Raw genomic sequence first — 15,596 nt, 5'->3', positions numbered from 1 at the left:
ATAATTGACGAAGATCAATTATCTCATTTAGCTTTCGAGCTTGGCAATCAGTTGCTCTAATTTGTGAGGCTCATCAAGACTAATCGTCACTTTAGAAGTGCCATTCTTAGCTCGTACGATTGCCACTTTAGCACTGAGCATTTCACTCAATTTTTGTGACATTTGTTGTGCCTCCGTGTCTTGGGACTCATTTTTCTCTTCTGATTGCGGCTGGAGACACTTTTTCACTAACTGCTCCGTCTGACGAACCGTCATACGCTTCTTCGCAACCAGCTCAGCTACTTCGACTTGTTGCTCACCTTCAAGCGCTAATAGTGCACGAGCATGCCCCATCTCAAGCATTTTTTCAGAAAGCAGATACTTTACATCCATTTCAAGCTGATTGAGTCGCAGTAAGTTACTCACGGTAGCGCGCGACTTACCAATCACCTCTGCCACCTGTTGGTGAGTCAGAGAAAATTCCTCTTGAAGACGATCCAAAGCAACCGCTTCTTCGATCACATTCAGGTCTTCACGCTGGATATTTTCGATCAAAGCCATGGCAATCGCAGCACGATCCTCAACATTCTTGATCACGCAAGGTACCTGCTTCAGGCCCGCTTTACGAGCCGCACGCCAGCGGCGCTCACCAGCGATGATCTCAAACTTATCGTTTTCAACCTGGCGAACCACGATCGGCTGAATGATGCCCTGAGACTCGATTGACGCCGCTAGCTCTTCAAGCGCTTCGGGCTCCATGTCTTTACGTGGCTGATAAACACCAGGTTTAAGACTGTTAATGCTTAAATCGGCCAGCTCCCCATCAGAAGAAAGCTCTTGGCTGTGTAATGCACTTTGCTGTTTTTCACGTGCAAGCGAGCTCGTCGAGAGCAGAGCATCAAGCCCTTTACCTAAACCGCGTTTAGACATGAGACAAAATTCCTTTGGTTGGGTTATGCAGGGACTTCATCGCGGCGAAGCATTTCTCCAGCTAAAGCCAGATAGGCTTTTGCGCCTGCGGAGTATTTGTCATAGTACATGGCAGGTTTACCATGACTTGGCGCTTCGGCCAGACGAACATTACGAGGAATAACAGTGCGGTACACCTTGTTACCAAAGTGCTTTTTCAACTGATCGGAAACTTCATTGGATAAGCGGTTGCGAGGATCGTACATGGTTCGTAGTAAACCTTCGATTTTAAGGTTTTCATTCACCACCGCTGCCAACTTACTGATGGTATCCATCAATGCTGTTAAACCTTCCAGCGCAAAATACTCACACTGCATAGGTACCAAGACCGAATCTGCTGCGGCCATGGCATTGATTGTAAGAAGGTTTAGAGATGGAGGGCAATCAATAAAGATGAAATCATAGTTATCGCGAACTGCAGCCAAGGCATGTTTGAGGCGAACCTCACGCGCAAACACTTCCATTAGTTTAATTTCTGCCGCTGTGACATCACCGTTAGCTGCGATCAGGTCATAATTTCCTGATGTTTTACGGCACACAACATCATCAAAAGCGACATCCTCAACCAGCAATTCGTACGCTGTTGCATCTACCTGATACTTGTCGACCCCACTGGCCATAGTGGCATTGCCTTGCGGATCGAGGTCAATCACCAATACCTTACGCTTAGTCGCAGCCATAGACGCGGCTAAGTTGATGCACGTTGTTGTTTTACCAACTCCACCTTTCTGGTTGGCGATTGCTACGATTTTTCCCACGATGAACCTCGCTTTTATTCCTTGCGGGATAAGATTACTAGATGACGCTCACCTTCCAATTCAGGAACTTGCAAAGCTTTGATGTCGGTCACAGAACACCACTCTGGAAGCTGCCCAATCTCATCCTGTGGTAATTGGCCCTTCAGGGCCATAAAACAGCCTGTATGCGCTTTAGGTAAGTGATGACACCACTCGACCATGTCCACCATAGAGGCAAACGCTCGGCTTAACACGCCATCAAATTTGTCTTGTGGCTGAAACGCTTCAACACGGCTTTGAATCGGCGTGACATTGTCGATCTTAAGCTCGTGCAACACCTGTTTGACAAAACGAATGCGCTTGCCAAGGCTATCAAGCAAAGTAAATGCCATATCAGGGTTCATAATCGCCAGAGGAATGCCAGGTAAACCCGGACCAGTTCCGACATCAATAAAGCGTTGCCCTTGCAGATGTGGGCTGACCACTATGCTATCGAGAATGTGTTTCACCAGCATGTCACTGGGATCGCGAACGGAGGTCAAGTTATAGGCCTTGTTCCACTTGTTTAGCATTTCTACATAGCCAACCAGCTGTTCTCGTTGATGTTCGGAGACGTCCAGCGAAGTTTGAGCGATCAAAGCGTCTAATTGTGTTCGTAACCCACTCATTTATGCTTCCTCGCCTTTTTTCAACATGCCATGTTTTTTGAGGTGAACCAGCAGAATCGAAATCGCGGCAGGCGTGATACCAGAAATACGTGACGCAATACCAATTGACTCAGGTTTCGACTCATTCAATTTCGCCACCACTTCATTGGACAGTCCTTTCACATTGGTGTAATCCAGATCCACGGGCAACTGTGTATGTTCATGACGAAGCGACTTTTCAATCTCGTCTTGCTGACGTTTAATGTAGCCTTCGTATTTGACTTGAATTTCCACTTGCTCAGCCGCCTGTTGATCGTCCAGAGCAGGTGCAAATGCGTCCAGTTCAGTTAGTTGGGAGTATGTCATTTCCGGACGGCGCAGCAGATCTTCACCATTTGCCTCACGGGCCATTGGCGTTTTGAGATGCTTATTCAGCTCATCAATACCCGCAGATTTAGGGTTCATCCACGTGTCTTGCAATCTTTGACGTTCTTTCGCCATGTTTTCGATCTTTTGATTAAAGCGAGCCCAGCGTAGATCATCAACTAATCCTAACTCGCGCGCTTTTTCTGTCAGACGAAGATCCGCATTATCCTCACGCAGCAGTAAGCGATACTCTGCACGAGACGTAAACATGCGGTATGGCTCTTTTGTCCCCATTGTCGATAGGTCATCAATCAATACTCCCATGTAAGCTTGATCTCGACGCGGACTCCATCCGTCTTTGTCCTGACTGTACAGGCTAGCATTCAAACCTGCCATCAGACCTTGCGCTGCGGCTTCTTCGTAGCCTGTAGTTCCATTAATCTGGCCAGCAAAGAATAAACCACTAATAAACTTCGTCTCGTAGGTCTGCTTTAAATCACGTGGATCAAAGAAATCATATTCAATAGCGTATCCTGGACGAACGATATGTGCGTTCTCAAAGCCTTTCATTGAACGAACGATTTGCACTTGAACATCGAACGGTAAGCTGGTGGAAATACCATTTGGGTACAACTCATGAGTATTGAGGCCTTCTGGTTCGATAAAGATCTGATGACTGTTTTTATCAGCAAAACGCATCACTTTGTCTTCAATCGATGGGCAGTAACGTGGGCCAATTCCCTCGATCACACCCGCATACATAGGGCTACGATCTAAGTTTTTTCGAATCACTTCATGTGTTTGATCATTGGTATGAGTGATAAAACATGGGATCTGTTGTGGATGTTGATCCCTGTTGCCCATAAAAGAGAAAACAGGTGTTGGGTCATCACCGTGTTGAGCTTCAAGCACTGAAAAATTAACAGTACGTGCGTCAATACGTGGTGGCGTGCCCGTTTTTAGGCGATCAACACGAAACGGCAATTCACGTAAACGATCCGCTAAAGCGATCGAAGGTGGATCACCTGCACGACCTCCAGAGGAACTTTCCATGCCTATATGGATTTTACCTCCAAGGAAGGTTCCTACGGTCAACACAACAGCTTTAGCATGAAAGCGCAGTCCCATTTGAGTGATCACACCAACCGCTTTGTTCTGCTCAACAATCAAGTCATCTACTGATTGTTGGAATAGTGTTAGGTTCGGGGTATTTTCCAACGCCTCACGTACATAAGCTTTGTAGAGTGCTCGATCAGCTTGAGCTCGTGTAGCACGAACAGCAGGCCCTTTAGATGCATTAAGTGTCCTAAACTGAATACCAGCGTGATCGATGGCTTGGGCCATTAAACCACCCATGGCATCCACTTCCTTGACTAAATGACCTTTACCGATTCCCCCAATTGCAGGGTTACATGACATCTGACCTAAAGTGTCGATGTTATGTGTCAGTAACAGTGTTTTTTGTCCTGTACGAGCTGATGCGAGTGCGGCTTCCGTTCCTGCATGTCCGCCACCAACAACAATGACGTCAAAGTTTTCGTGATAAAGCATGAACTGACCTCTGGTATTCAAATAGAGAGATGGACAGATAAAAAGAGCGCTATTCTACCTGCTTTCCCATGGATAGAAAATCGCTTTTCGCGTTTTTAATTTAAGCCTCTGACAAAGCTTATTTCTATAGGATCTCTATATATGATCTTTTATTGGATCTATTATTAGGATCGACGATCTCTGTGGATAAGTGAAAAATGATCAACAAGATCATCGTTCTTGAACGGATCATATGATGTGATCTTACCTTGATCAGTGTGAGGATTTCCTGAGATCAAAAAGGCTAGTTATGCACAGGTGAAAATAAAATTCAAAGTTATTATTGGGATAACTATAGGTTAATCACCGGATAGATCTTATTTTATCCACAGGAGGGAGAAAGGAATTTTATGAGTTGTGGAGAGAGGAAGTGGCTGATGGCACACTTCCTTAAAGAGTAAGACTACAGCTTGTTGATATGCTCGTTTAGCCACACCTCTGCGGCATCTTCAGGAACATCGTGGCTGAGAACATCGATGGTTAGACAATCCGCCACTGGTGTCGCTCCAATGTCGGCTAGTAGGGCATGGGCGTGCTGGCCTGCGGCACAGAATGTGTCGTAGCTAGAGTCGCCAATGGCAATGACCGCATATTTGACGTCAGACATACGCGGCGGTGTATCTTGCAAGGCTTGAATAAAAGGTTGAATGTTATCTGGATACTCACCCGCACCGTGAGTGGATGTGATGAGTAGCCAAGTACCCTGTGCTGGTACTTCTTCCAATACCGGTTGGTTGTGGATACAAGTCTTAAAGCCTTTTTCAATCAGCAGATCACTCAGATGATCACCCACGTATTCAGCGCCACCTAATGTACTGCCTGTGATTATTTGGATCATAGAATTTCCTTTTACCTAAAAACAGCGCGACGGGAAACGTCGCGCATGTATGATTATTTGCCGATACAGAATGAGGAGAAAATGCGCCCGAGTAAATCATCCGAGCTAAATTCTCCGGTAATTTCGCTCAGATGTTGCTGCGCAATTCTCAGTTCTTCAGCGAGGATTTCTCCTGCCATATAGCCTTCAAGCTGCTGTTGGCCAATATCAAGATGCTCTGCGGCTCGTTCCAGTGCTTCCAAGTGACGACGGCGAGCCATAAAGCCACCTTCGCTCCCTCCAGAGAAGCCCATGCACTCTTTAAGGTGCGTTCGTAGCGATTCCACACCATGCCCCGTTCGTGCTGATAGGCGAATCAATGTGGGATCGTTGACATGACAAATGCCTAATTCTTCATTGGTTTGATCGACTTTATTGCGGATCACTGTCATGCCGATATTGCTCGGCAATCGATCAACGAAGTCAGGCCAAATCTCTTTTGGATCGGTGGCATCTGTAGTGGTGCCATCGACCATAAATAAGACGCGATCGGCTTGCTCAATTTCTTCCCAAGCACGTTCGATGCCTATCTTTTCGACCTCATCCGACGCATCGCGCAGACCTGCGGTATCAATGATATGCAGTGGCATACCGTCAATATGAATGTGTTCACGCAGAACGTCACGAGTGGTGCCTGCAATATCAGTCACAATGGCTGATTCTTTACCAGATAAGGCGTTTAGCAAGCTCGATTTGCCCGCGTTTGGACGGCCGGCGATGACGACTTTCATCCCTTCGCGCATGATAGCGCCTTGTGTCGCTTCTTGGCGCACGGCAGTGAGGTTATCAATAATCGTCTGTAGGTCGGCTGAGACTTTACCATCGGCGAGAAAATCAATTTCTTCTTCGGGGAAGTCAATTGCGGCTTCGACGTAGATACGCAGGTGAATCAGGGATTCGACTAAGGTTTGGATTCGGTTTGAGAACGCGCCTTGAAGTGATTTTAGGGCCGACTTCGCCGCTTGTTCTGAGCTGGCATCAATTAAGTCCGCAATGGCTTCTGCTTGGGATAAATCGAGCTTGTCATTGAGGAAGGCGCGCTCTGAAAACTCACCCGGGCGAGCAGTGCGGATCCCGGGAATTTGCAGGATGCGCTTGATCAGCATATCCATTACGACTGGGCCACCATGGCCTTGCAGTTCTAGGACATCTTCGCCGGTAAAGGAGTTCGGATTAGGGAAGTAGAGCGCGATACCCTGATCGAGCTCTGTGCCATCCTCTGCAGTAAAGGGGAGATATTCCGCATATCGAGGACGTAAGGTTTTGCCTGTTACCTCAGAAGCGACTTTGGCCGCAAGAGGACCGGATACGCGAATAATACCGACACCGCCTCGTCCGGGCGCAGTGGCTTGAGCGATAATGGTCTCTGTAGTCATAGTGGTAGCCTGTGCGATGCATACCCTGTGAGGGTAAATAGTGAATGAGATGAATTGTAATCAGCCAAAAACAAAAAGGCGACCTTTTGGTCGCCTTTCTCGATTATTTACGCCGACTCGTTATTTTGAGTGCAAACCTTTCTTCTCCAGCGCCTTATAAATCAGCGTCTGTTGGATCAGAGTTACGATGTTCGATACTAACCAGTAAAGAACCAGACCTGATGGGAAGAACAGGAAGAAACCAGTGAACAGAACAGGCATGAACGTCATGATCTTCTGCTGCATTGGGTCTGTTACTGTGGTTGGGCTCATCTTCTGGATCAGGAACATGGATGCACCCATCAGTAGCGGCAAGATGTAATAAGGGTCTTGCGCTGACAGGTCAGTAATCCAACCAAAGAATGGTGAGTGACGTAGTTCCACCGATTCCATTAGTGCCCAGTAAAGTGCAATGAAAATAGGCATCTGTAGAAGCAGAGGCAGACAGCCACCCAATGGGTTTACTTTCTCTTTCTTGTACAGTTCCATCATTTCTTGGCTCATGCGCTGGCGGTCGTCGCCAATACGCTCACGCATTGCTTGCAGCTTAGGCTGTAGCATGCGCATTTTTGCCATTGAGGTGTATTGTGCTTTTGTTAGTGGGTACATAGCGCCACGAACAATGAACGTCAGCGCAATAATAGCCAGACCCCAGTTAGAGACAAAACTTTGAATGAATGACAGTAAGGTATGCAGTGGTTTAGCAATGAACCATAGCCAGCCGTAATCCACAACCAAGTCTAGATTTTGTGCAGTTTCAGCCATTGCATCTTGCAGTTTTGGACCGACCCAAAGTGTCGCATTGAATTGTGCGGAATCACCTGTTGCGATGGTTTTATTTGGGATACGAACACCAATATCACCTAGGTTGCCAATCACGCGAGTGTACAGGTTTGTGCCTGGCTCGTTGCGAGGGATCCATGCAGACGCAAAGTAGTGTTGGATCATTGCTGCCCAACCTTGACCGTCTGGTAGAGTGATAGACAGGTTACGATCCTGCATGTCGTCAAAACTGTATTTCTTATAACGCGTTTCTTCTGTTGAATACGCACCGCCACGGTAAGTTGGCATAGTGATGCTGCCGCCCGCGTCCATCAGGTTTTGGCGCAGGTGAGCGTACATACCAAATGTCGCGTTGTTACCTGAGTTGTTGACTACATCGTATTCAACGTCAACCGCATAGCTGCCACGCTTAACAATAAATGTTTTGGTGTACTCAAGGCCATTCGCTTGGTATGTCATTGGGATGCGAAGTTCATCCTGACCGTCTTCCAGAGTGAAGCTATCCGCATTCACTGAGTAAGCTGGACGATTTGAGCTGCTCAGATCGATACCTTGAGGGCCCACTAGACCACTTTGCGCAATGAATTGGTGACCTGGTTCGTTCTTCAATAGGACGAATGAGTCTGATGAATCCAGTTCTGCAGAGTATTGGTTCAGGTCTGCAGCGATAACATCACCACCAACCGTATCAATCGACAGAGTCAAGACGTCAGTTGTCACGGTAATCGTTTTAGCAGACGCTTGCTGCGCAGGTGCGGGATCTAAATCATCCGCAAGAGTAGGGGCAGGTAGGGTACTGCTTGATTGTGCCTGTTCAACCGGCTGTGGTGCTGGGTTCTTTGCGACTTGCCATTGTTGAAACAACAAGAAAGAAACCAGTGCTAGCGCGATTAACAGGATATTACGTTGAGAATCCATCGTTATTTATCTCTGTCTTGTTTCTGGACTGGTGGAACGGGATCAAAACCGCCCTCATTCAAAGGGTGGCATTTTAATAGACGTTTGCTTGATAACCAACACCCTTTTACAAAACCGTGAGCTTTTAGTGCTTCTATGGCGTAAGTAGAGCAGGTTGGAGTAAAACGACAGCGTGGTCCGATAAGCGGACTAATGAGGCCTTGATAAAGACGGACGAATCCGATTGCTACCCACGCGAAGGGCGAGACAGGCGCTGCCATAACTTATCAAACAGTTTGAACATTTCTTCATTGCTCAGATCTTGGGCGCTTTTCTTGGCAATCACAACAAAATCTTTGTGAGCAAGTTGATGCTGATTGTTACGAAAGCTTTCACGAGCAAGGCGTTTAAAACGATTACGACCAACGGCGGTTTTAATCTGTTTTTTGGGAACGGCTAAACCTAATCGAGGGTGAGATAGGTTGTTATTGCGAGCAATGATGGTGAAATGTGGTGAGCCAGCTCGATGAGCTTGCTGAAAGACATTTTGATAATGCTCGGGAGTTAACAAACGTAACTCCCGATCGAACGCGTACGTTTTCAAAATAATCGAAGATTACTTAGAAAGACGCTTACGGCCTTTTGCACGACGTGCATTGATTGTTGCACGACCGTTCTTAGTAGCCATACGTGCACGGAAACCGTGAGTACGCTTGCGCTTTAGAACTGAAGGTTGAAAAGTGCGTTTCATGATAATTACCTTTACTGATCAGTAGTTTTAGGTTCTTAGTTAACCCGGCGTGGGCCATTTGGTCTTCTTTATATAGAAAGAGGACAAACCGACGCCTCTCAACAAAGAGGCGGAATTGTAATCACAGTCACACAAAGTGTCAATCATTGAGCAACTGCTAAATTCCGGCCGGGCGATTATACGTAGTGTGAGCAAAATCTCAAGGATCAAGCGATCTTCTTTGGTGATCTTTACTCCGCGCCTACTTGGCGAAGGAACTTTTGTAAGCGAGGATCCTGTGGATTATTAAAGATATCCTGTGGAGAGCCTTGCTCAACGATATTGCCTTCTGCCATAAAGATCACCCGATCCGCTACTTCTCGGGCGAACTGCATTTCGTGTGTGACCACCAGCATGGTTTGGTGTTTGGTTGCTAACTCCTTCATTAATTGAAGAACTTCGCCAACCCACTCAGGATCCAGTGCTGAAGTTGGTTCGTCAAACAGCAATAATTCGGGCTGCAGTGCCATCGCACGTCCGATACCGACACGTTGCTGCTGGCCACCAGACAGCGCCGCTGGATAACTGTCTCCTTTATCGCCAAGGCCGATGTCGTCAAGGATTTGCTGAGCGCGTGCCAATGCTTGGTCTTTCTTCCAGCCGCGAACGGTGATGAGACCTTCAGCAATATTCTGACGGGCGGTCATATGGGCAAACAAGGCATAGTTCTGAAACACAAACCCAGTCTTACGGCGCAGAGCCAGTACTTCCGCTTTGGTGTGCTTTTCACTATCCACGCTGACATCATCAATGGTGATGACGCCTTTGTCGGCATTTTCGAGAAAATTCACCGTGCGTAGCAGGGTGGACTTACCCGTACCGCTAGAGCCGATAATGACAATGATCTCGCCCTGTTTGATATCGAGATCGATGCCTTTAAGGACTTCTGTGTCACCAAAACGTTTGTGAATGTTATCTAACTTGATCATCTTACGTATGCCTTATTCAACTTAGCTTCTGCCCAGATTTGTACGCGAGTCAGTATCACTACAACGCCCCAGTAAATCAGCGCAACGGCAAGGAAGGCTTCGAAAAAGCGGAAACTGGATGAGGCTTCCATTTGCGCTTTTGCCATGATCTCTGCAACACCTAGCGTAAATGCCAATGAGGTAGACTTGATCATATCAATGAAGTAGTTCATCAATGACGGCAGAGCCACACGCGTTGCCTGCGGCAAGATCACTCGGCGCATCGCTTGTGTCGTTGTCATACCCACCGACAGACTAGCTTCCATCTGGCTACGATCGATACCAATGATTGCGGCGCGGATACTTTCCGCCATGTAAGCGGCAAAGTGCAGGGTCAAACCAATCACCGCGGCGCTGAATGCATCCAGACCGACTAGGAACGGAAAAATTTGCGGTAAGCCGTAGTAAAGTAGGAACAGCTGAACCAGCAGTGGTGTCCCACGAAAGAAGCTGATGTACAGCTGGCTTAACTGATCAAGAACGGGAACGCGAAATACACGGATATTCGCTAAAATGACGGCCAAAATCAGTGAAAATACTAAACCCCATGTCGCCATTTCCATGGTGGTGCCCAGATACTTGAGCAGTATCGGCATCAGGTTCAGCATGTAGTTAAAATCGAATCCCATAACGTATCCCAGTTAAAAATAAGCTTCTATACAAAAAGCAAAACCCACTGCAAAGGAAGGAAAGCAGTGGGTTAAGAGCAAATCCGGTTGAGTGCCTCAACCGGACGAGCAATACTCAACAGTGGTTATTTAGTGATATCAGCACCAAACCATTTCTGAGAAATTTTCTCCAGTGTACCGTCAGCACGCATTTCAGCCAGCGCTTTATTTACTTCAGCCTGAAGCTTTTTGCCGTTGTCATTGTCAACGAAAGGCCAAGCGTTTTGAATCGTCTCAAACGGTTCGCCAGCAAGTTGCAGTGGTAGACCGGTTTTTTTGATCAGCTCAAGTGCCGATAAACGGTCCATAACAAACGCGTCTGCACGACCAAGTGCCACATCGTGTTCGATACCAGTATCGTAAGTCTTGATGTTGATCTTGCCGTCTTTGTCGTAGTTGCGTAGCAACTGCTCAAAGTTTGAACCTAGGTTAACCGCCACCGTTTTGCCTTCAAGATCCTTAATGCCTTGGATGCTGTCATTGCCTTTACGAACAGTGATCTGCGCACCATCAACAACGTATGGGTCAGCAAAAAGGTATTTGGCTTTACGTGCATCCGTCATGGTGATCTGGTTTGAAATCGTATCAATACGACCTGTCTCTAGCAGACCAAACAAACCAGAAAAGTTTGCCGTAACGTATTCCACTTTGTAATCGTTACGCTTACCAATTTCATCCCATAGGTCCACTTCGAAGCCTTGCAGCTTGTCTTGCTGAACGAAAGTGAATGGGAAGTAGCGGCCAGACATACCGACTTTAACTTCAGTCGCGGCTTGAACCGTCGCAGCAGAAAGCGCAATTGCTGCAACTGCAGCTTTAATCCAGTTTTTCATAGTACAACTCCATAATTTTATAGGCACAAATACTACTGTCACTTTAGTTAATTAGATAAATAACCAAGAGCAATATCCTAGACGTCTGTGGAATAAGCTCTCGTAGCAAAAGTGGGCAGTTTCATGTCAAGCACTGCAAACAATCCAAAGCAGAGATCGGAATAAAACCACATCTTGCGAAAGCTTGATTCACAGACTTATCACCAGATGATGGATCTGTGAGAAATGGCTCAAATGTGGATCATTATGTGAGTAAGAATAGGGCAGCTTGTGTTGATCCCGAGAATAATGACGAAAATATTGTGAATAACTTAGATCTTATTCACTGGATCGTCGATCATTTGCTGGCGATCTTGGTTATCAACAGGTAAAATTGCCAATCTTTTTCGATCATTAACTTTGAGTGGGGGCACCGTGTCATCTTCGCTTTGGTTGCAATGTATGCAGCAGCTTCAAGAAGAGCTACCAGCTACAGAATTCAGTATGTGGGTACGTCCGTTACAAGCGGAGCTCAATGACAATACTCTCACTTTGTTCGCACCTAACCGTTTTGTTATGGATTGGGTTCGCGACCGCTACCTCAACAGCATTAATCGTTTGTTGCAGGAATACTGTGGTAACGATATTCCGAGTTTACGTTTTGAAGTGGGGAGCCGTCCTGTTTCTGCCCCTAAGCCTGCGCCGAAGCGCACGCCCGCTGATGTTGCGGCAGAGTCTTCGGCACCTGCTCAGCTTCAAGCGCGTAAGCCTGTGCATAAAACTTGGGATGATGATGAGCAGCAGGTGGCGGAAATCAACCACCGCTCAAATGTCAACATCAAGCACAAGTTCAACAACTTCGTTGAAGGTAAATCCAACCAACTCGGTTTAGCGGCAGCTCGTCAGGTTGCTGACAATCCAGGCGCAGCATACAACCCCTTATTCTTATATGGCGGTACGGGTCTAGGTAAAACGCATTTGTTGCACGCGGTGGGCAATGCGATTGTGGATAACAAGCCGAATGCTAAAGTGGTCTACATGCACTCTGAACGATTCGTTCAGGATATGGTAAAAGCGCTGCAAAACAACGCGATTGAAGAGTTTAAACGTTACTACCGCAGTGTTGACGCTTTGCTGATCGATGACATCCAATTCTTTGCCAATAAAGAGCGCTCTCAGGAAGAGTTTTTCCATACCTTCAATGCGCTTTTAGAAGGCAATCAACAGATCATTTTAACCTCAGACCGCTATCCAAAAGAGATCAGTGGCGTAGAGGATCGCTTAAAATCCCGCTTTGGTTGGGGGTTAACTGTGGCGATCGAACCGCCTGAGTTGGAAACCCGTGTCGCGATCTTGATGAAAAAAGCCGAAGATCACCAAATCCACCTTGCCGATGAAGTGGCGTTTTTTATCGCCAAGCGACTGCGCTCGAATGTTCGTGAGCTGGAAGGCGCGTTGAACCGCGTGATTGCCAATGCCAACTTTACTGGTCGCCCAATTACTATCGACTTTGTCCGTGAAGCTCTGCGTGACTTGCTGGCTCTGCAAGAAAAGTTGGTGACGATCGATAATATTCAAAAGACGGTGGCGGAATACTATAAGATTAAAGTTGCCGATTTGCTGTCTAAGCGCCGCTCGCGCTCGGTTGCGCGTCCGCGTCAGCTAGCGATGGCGTTAGCTAAAGAGCTGACCAACCACAGCTTGCCTGAAATTGGTGATGCTTTTGGTGGTCGAGACCATACTACTGTTCTTCATGCTTGTCGTAAGATTGAACAATTGCGCGAAGAGAGCCATGACATCAAGGAAGATTATTCTAACCTGATTCGTACCCTTTCTTCATAAATCACAGTATTCTAAGCATTAAATAGAATAATACCGTATTAAGCTAAACGAATTCTGATAAGAGCGTACTATGAAATTTTCCATTGAACGTAACCACTTACTTAAACCGCTGCAGCAAGTGTCTGGCGCATTAGGTGGTCGTCCAACTCTTCCTATTCTGGGCAACCTGTTACTGAAAGTTGAAGACAATATGCTGTCAATGACGGCAACAGATCTGGAAGTCGAGCTTATCAGCCGTGTCGCTTTAGAAGGCGATTTTGAAGCGGGCAGTGTGACAGTTCCCTCACGTAAATTTTTAGATATCTGCCGTGGATTACCTGACGATTCGGTCATTACCTTTGTTCTTGAAGGCGATCGTGTTCAAGTTCGTTCTGGACGTAGTCGGTTCTCACTCTCGACCTTACCTGCCAATGATTTCCCGAACATTGAAGATTGGCAGAGTGAAGTTGAAGTTTCACTAACGCAAGGTGAGTTGCGCGGATTGATTGAGAAAACTCAATTCTCGATGGCCAATCAGGATGTACGTTACTATCTCAACGGTATGTTGTTTGAAATTGATGGTACGACACTACGCAGTGTTGCCACTGATGGACACCGTATGGCTGTCTCTCAGGCTCAACTTGGGTCGGAGTTTGCTCAGCAGCAAATCATTGTGCCACGTAAAGGGGTATTGGAGTTGGTTAAGTTGTTGGATGCGCCTGAGCAACCGGTGACATTGCAAATAGGCAGCTCAAACGTGCGTGCAGAAGTAAACAACTTTGTCTTCACCTCTAAACTGGTGGATGGCCGTTTCCCGGATTATCGCCGTGTGATGCCGCAATCAACGACCAAAACCCTGGAAGCGGAATGTGATGAGCTGCGTCAGGCGTTCTCGCGTGCTGCTATCTTGTCGAATGAAAAATTCCGTGGGGTACGCGTCAACTTAGCGGATACTGAAATGCGTATTACCGCCAATAACCCGGAGCAGGAAGAAGCAGAAGAGATGCTGGATGTGAGCTTTGAGGGTGAACCGATTGAGATTGGTTTTAACGTCAGCTATGTACTGGATGTGCTCAACACGCTTCGCTGTAACAAAGTTCGTATCTCTATGTCGGATGCCAATGCCAGCGCTATGATCGAAAATGTCGATGACGACAGCGCGATGTACGTGGTGATGCCAATTCGACTCTAGCATGCCGCTTTCTCGTCTTATCATTAAGCAATTTAGAAACATTGAAGCCTGTGACATTAACCTGTCTGCAGGCTTTAACTTTCTTATTGGGCCCAATGGTAGTGGTAAAACCAGTGTTCTGGAAGCCATCTATTTGCTGGGGCATGGTCGCTCGTTTAAAAGCTCTTTGACTGGTCGTGTTATCCAAAATGGCTGTGATGAGCTGTTTGTCCACGGTCGTTTTTTGAACTCGGATCAATTTGAGCTACCAATTGGCATTAATAAGCAGCGTGATGGCTCAACAGAGGTTAAAATAGGCGGTCAATCCGGACAAAAACTGGCTCAATTGGCGCAGGTTCTGCCACTGCAATTGATTCATCCGGAAGGGTTTGATTTACTGACGGACGGCCCAAAGCATCGTCGGGCATTTATCGACTGGGGCGTGTTTCACACCGAGTCGGCTTTCTATGATGCTTGGGGGCGGTTTAAGCGTCTGAACAAGCAGCGCAACGCGTTGTTAAAAACAGCCACCAGCTATCGTGAGCTGTCGTATTGGGATCAGGAGATGGCAAGTTTGGCTGACAACATCAGCCAGTGGCGAGCCACATATGTCGAGCAGATGACCGAGAAAGCCAAGGAAATCTGTCAGACATTTCTCCCCGAATTTGATATCCAGCTGAAGTACTACCGAGGCTGGGACAAAGAGACCCCTTATCAAGACATTCTTGAGAAGAATTTTGAACGGGATCAGGCTCTGGGGTACACCTTTAGTGGCCCAAATAAGGCAGATTTAAAAATCAAAGTAAATGGTACACCTGTTGAGGATGTGTTGTCTCGTGGCCAACTTAAATTGATGGTCTGTGCCTTGCGAGTTGCACAGGGACAGCACTTGACCAAAGTAACAGGTAAGCAGTGTATTTACTTAATTGATGACTTTGCATCGGAATTAGATAGCCAACGTCGTGAGCGTCTTGCAGATTGCTTAAAAGAGACGAGGGCACAAGTTTTTGTAAGTTCTATTACGCAAAGCCAAATTGCTGATATGGCAGATGAAAATGGTAAGATGTTCCATGTGGAACATGGCACAATAGAGCAAAATATATAGT

The 15,596-nt window shown here is 46.8% G+C and carries 16 protein-coding genes; 3 read left to right on the top strand and 13 right to left on the bottom strand.

Annotated features, from left to right (window positions below; translation table 11 throughout):
* Positions 1-27: 27 nt before the first annotated feature.
* The 13 genes from L1D23_RS19815 to L1D23_RS19755 all read right to left on the bottom strand — a co-directional run bounded on the left by L1D23_RS19815 (position 28) and on the right by L1D23_RS19755 (position 11,519).
* On the bottom strand, positions 28-909 hold the full coding sequence (locus L1D23_RS19815) for a ParB/RepB/Spo0J family partition protein (RefSeq protein ID WP_239870916.1): 882 nt from the start codon (positions 907-909) through the stop codon (positions 28-30).
* Between the two features lie 23 nt (positions 910-932).
* Positions 933-1,706 (bottom strand): ParA family protein, encoded by a 774-nt coding sequence (locus tag L1D23_RS19810; RefSeq protein ID WP_239838792.1) that lies wholly within the window; start codon positions 1,704-1,706, stop codon positions 933-935.
* Positions 1,707-1,720: 14 nt separating this feature from the next.
* The gene (rsmG, locus tag L1D23_RS19805; protein WP_239870914.1) at positions 1,721-2,353 is read right to left on the bottom strand and encodes a 16S rRNA (guanine(527)-N(7))-methyltransferase RsmG; all 633 of its coding nucleotides are present in this window, start codon (positions 2,351-2,353) and stop codon (positions 1,721-1,723) included.
* Entirely contained in the window at positions 2,354-4,249 is a 1,896-nt protein-coding gene (gene mnmG / locus L1D23_RS19800) for a tRNA uridine-5-carboxymethylaminomethyl(34) synthesis enzyme MnmG (RefSeq protein ID WP_239870912.1), read from the bottom strand.
* Between the two features lie 442 nt (positions 4,250-4,691).
* Positions 4,692-5,126 carry an FMN-binding protein MioC gene (mioC, locus tag L1D23_RS19795; RefSeq protein ID WP_239838795.1) on the bottom strand — a complete coding sequence of 145 codons (435 nt, stop codon included), beginning with the start codon at positions 5,124-5,126 and terminating at the stop codon, positions 4,692-4,694.
* A gap of 53 nt (positions 5,127-5,179) precedes the next feature.
* Positions 5,180-6,541 (bottom strand): tRNA uridine-5-carboxymethylaminomethyl(34) synthesis GTPase MnmE, encoded by a 1,362-nt coding sequence (gene mnmE, locus L1D23_RS19790; protein ID WP_239870909.1) that lies wholly within the window; start codon positions 6,539-6,541, stop codon positions 5,180-5,182.
* Between the two features lie 120 nt (positions 6,542-6,661).
* The gene (yidC, locus tag L1D23_RS19785) at positions 6,662-8,281 is read right to left on the bottom strand and encodes a membrane protein insertase YidC (RefSeq protein ID WP_239870906.1); all 1,620 of its coding nucleotides are present in this window, start codon (positions 8,279-8,281) and stop codon (positions 6,662-6,664) included.
* Between the two features lie 2 nt (positions 8,282-8,283).
* Positions 8,284-8,541, bottom strand: coding sequence for a membrane protein insertion efficiency factor YidD (gene yidD, locus L1D23_RS19780; protein WP_080555897.1), 258 nt, complete (start codon positions 8,539-8,541; stop codon positions 8,284-8,286).
* Positions 8,508-8,831: a ribonuclease P protein component gene (gene rnpA, locus L1D23_RS19775; protein WP_006957457.1), complete on the bottom strand. Its 324-nt coding sequence runs from the start codon at positions 8,829-8,831 to the stop codon at positions 8,508-8,510. The genes yidD and rnpA overlap by 34 nt, the downstream gene beginning before the upstream one ends.
* Before the next feature lie 45 nt (positions 8,832-8,876).
* Positions 8,877-9,011: a 50S ribosomal protein L34 gene (rpmH, locus tag L1D23_RS19770; RefSeq protein ID WP_004411068.1), complete on the bottom strand. Its 135-nt coding sequence runs from the start codon at positions 9,009-9,011 to the stop codon at positions 8,877-8,879.
* A 230-nt stretch (positions 9,012-9,241) separates the two neighbouring features.
* Positions 9,242-9,979 carry an amino acid ABC transporter ATP-binding protein gene (locus L1D23_RS19765; protein ID WP_239870903.1) on the bottom strand — a complete coding sequence of 246 codons (738 nt, stop codon included), beginning with the start codon at positions 9,977-9,979 and terminating at the stop codon, positions 9,242-9,244.
* Positions 9,976-10,647 (bottom strand): amino acid ABC transporter permease, encoded by a 672-nt coding sequence (locus L1D23_RS19760; protein WP_006957462.1) that lies wholly within the window; start codon positions 10,645-10,647, stop codon positions 9,976-9,978. The genes L1D23_RS19765 and L1D23_RS19760 overlap by 4 nt, the downstream gene beginning before the upstream one ends.
* Positions 10,648-10,772: 125 nt before the next feature.
* Entirely contained in the window at positions 10,773-11,519 is a 747-nt protein-coding gene (locus tag L1D23_RS19755) for an amino acid ABC transporter substrate-binding protein (protein ID WP_006957464.1), read from the bottom strand.
* A 414-nt stretch (positions 11,520-11,933) separates the two neighbouring features.
* On the opposite strand from L1D23_RS19755, the gene dnaA reads away from it, so the two are divergent.
* From dnaA to recF, 3 genes are all read left to right on the top strand, one after another.
* The gene (gene dnaA, locus L1D23_RS19750; protein ID WP_029235934.1) at positions 11,934-13,340 is read left to right on the top strand and encodes a chromosomal replication initiator protein DnaA; all 1,407 of its coding nucleotides are present in this window, start codon (positions 11,934-11,936) and stop codon (positions 13,338-13,340) included.
* Between the two features lie 70 nt (positions 13,341-13,410).
* Positions 13,411-14,511 (top strand): DNA polymerase III subunit beta, encoded by a 1,101-nt coding sequence (gene dnaN, locus L1D23_RS19745; RefSeq protein WP_239838816.1) that lies wholly within the window; start codon positions 13,411-13,413, stop codon positions 14,509-14,511.
* A 1-nt stretch (position 14,512) separates the two neighbouring features.
* Positions 14,513-15,595 carry a DNA replication/repair protein RecF gene (gene recF, locus L1D23_RS19740; RefSeq protein ID WP_239870900.1) on the top strand — a complete coding sequence of 361 codons (1,083 nt, stop codon included), beginning with the start codon at positions 14,513-14,515 and terminating at the stop codon, positions 15,593-15,595.
* Position 15,596 lies beyond the last annotated feature (1 nt).

Source organism: Vibrio sp. Isolate24 (genome assembly GCF_022398215.1).
GTDB classification, from domain to species: domain Bacteria; phylum Pseudomonadota; class Gammaproteobacteria; order Enterobacterales; family Vibrionaceae; genus Vibrio; species Vibrio coralliilyticus_A.
This window is presented reverse-complemented; position numbering and strand designations above follow the sequence as displayed.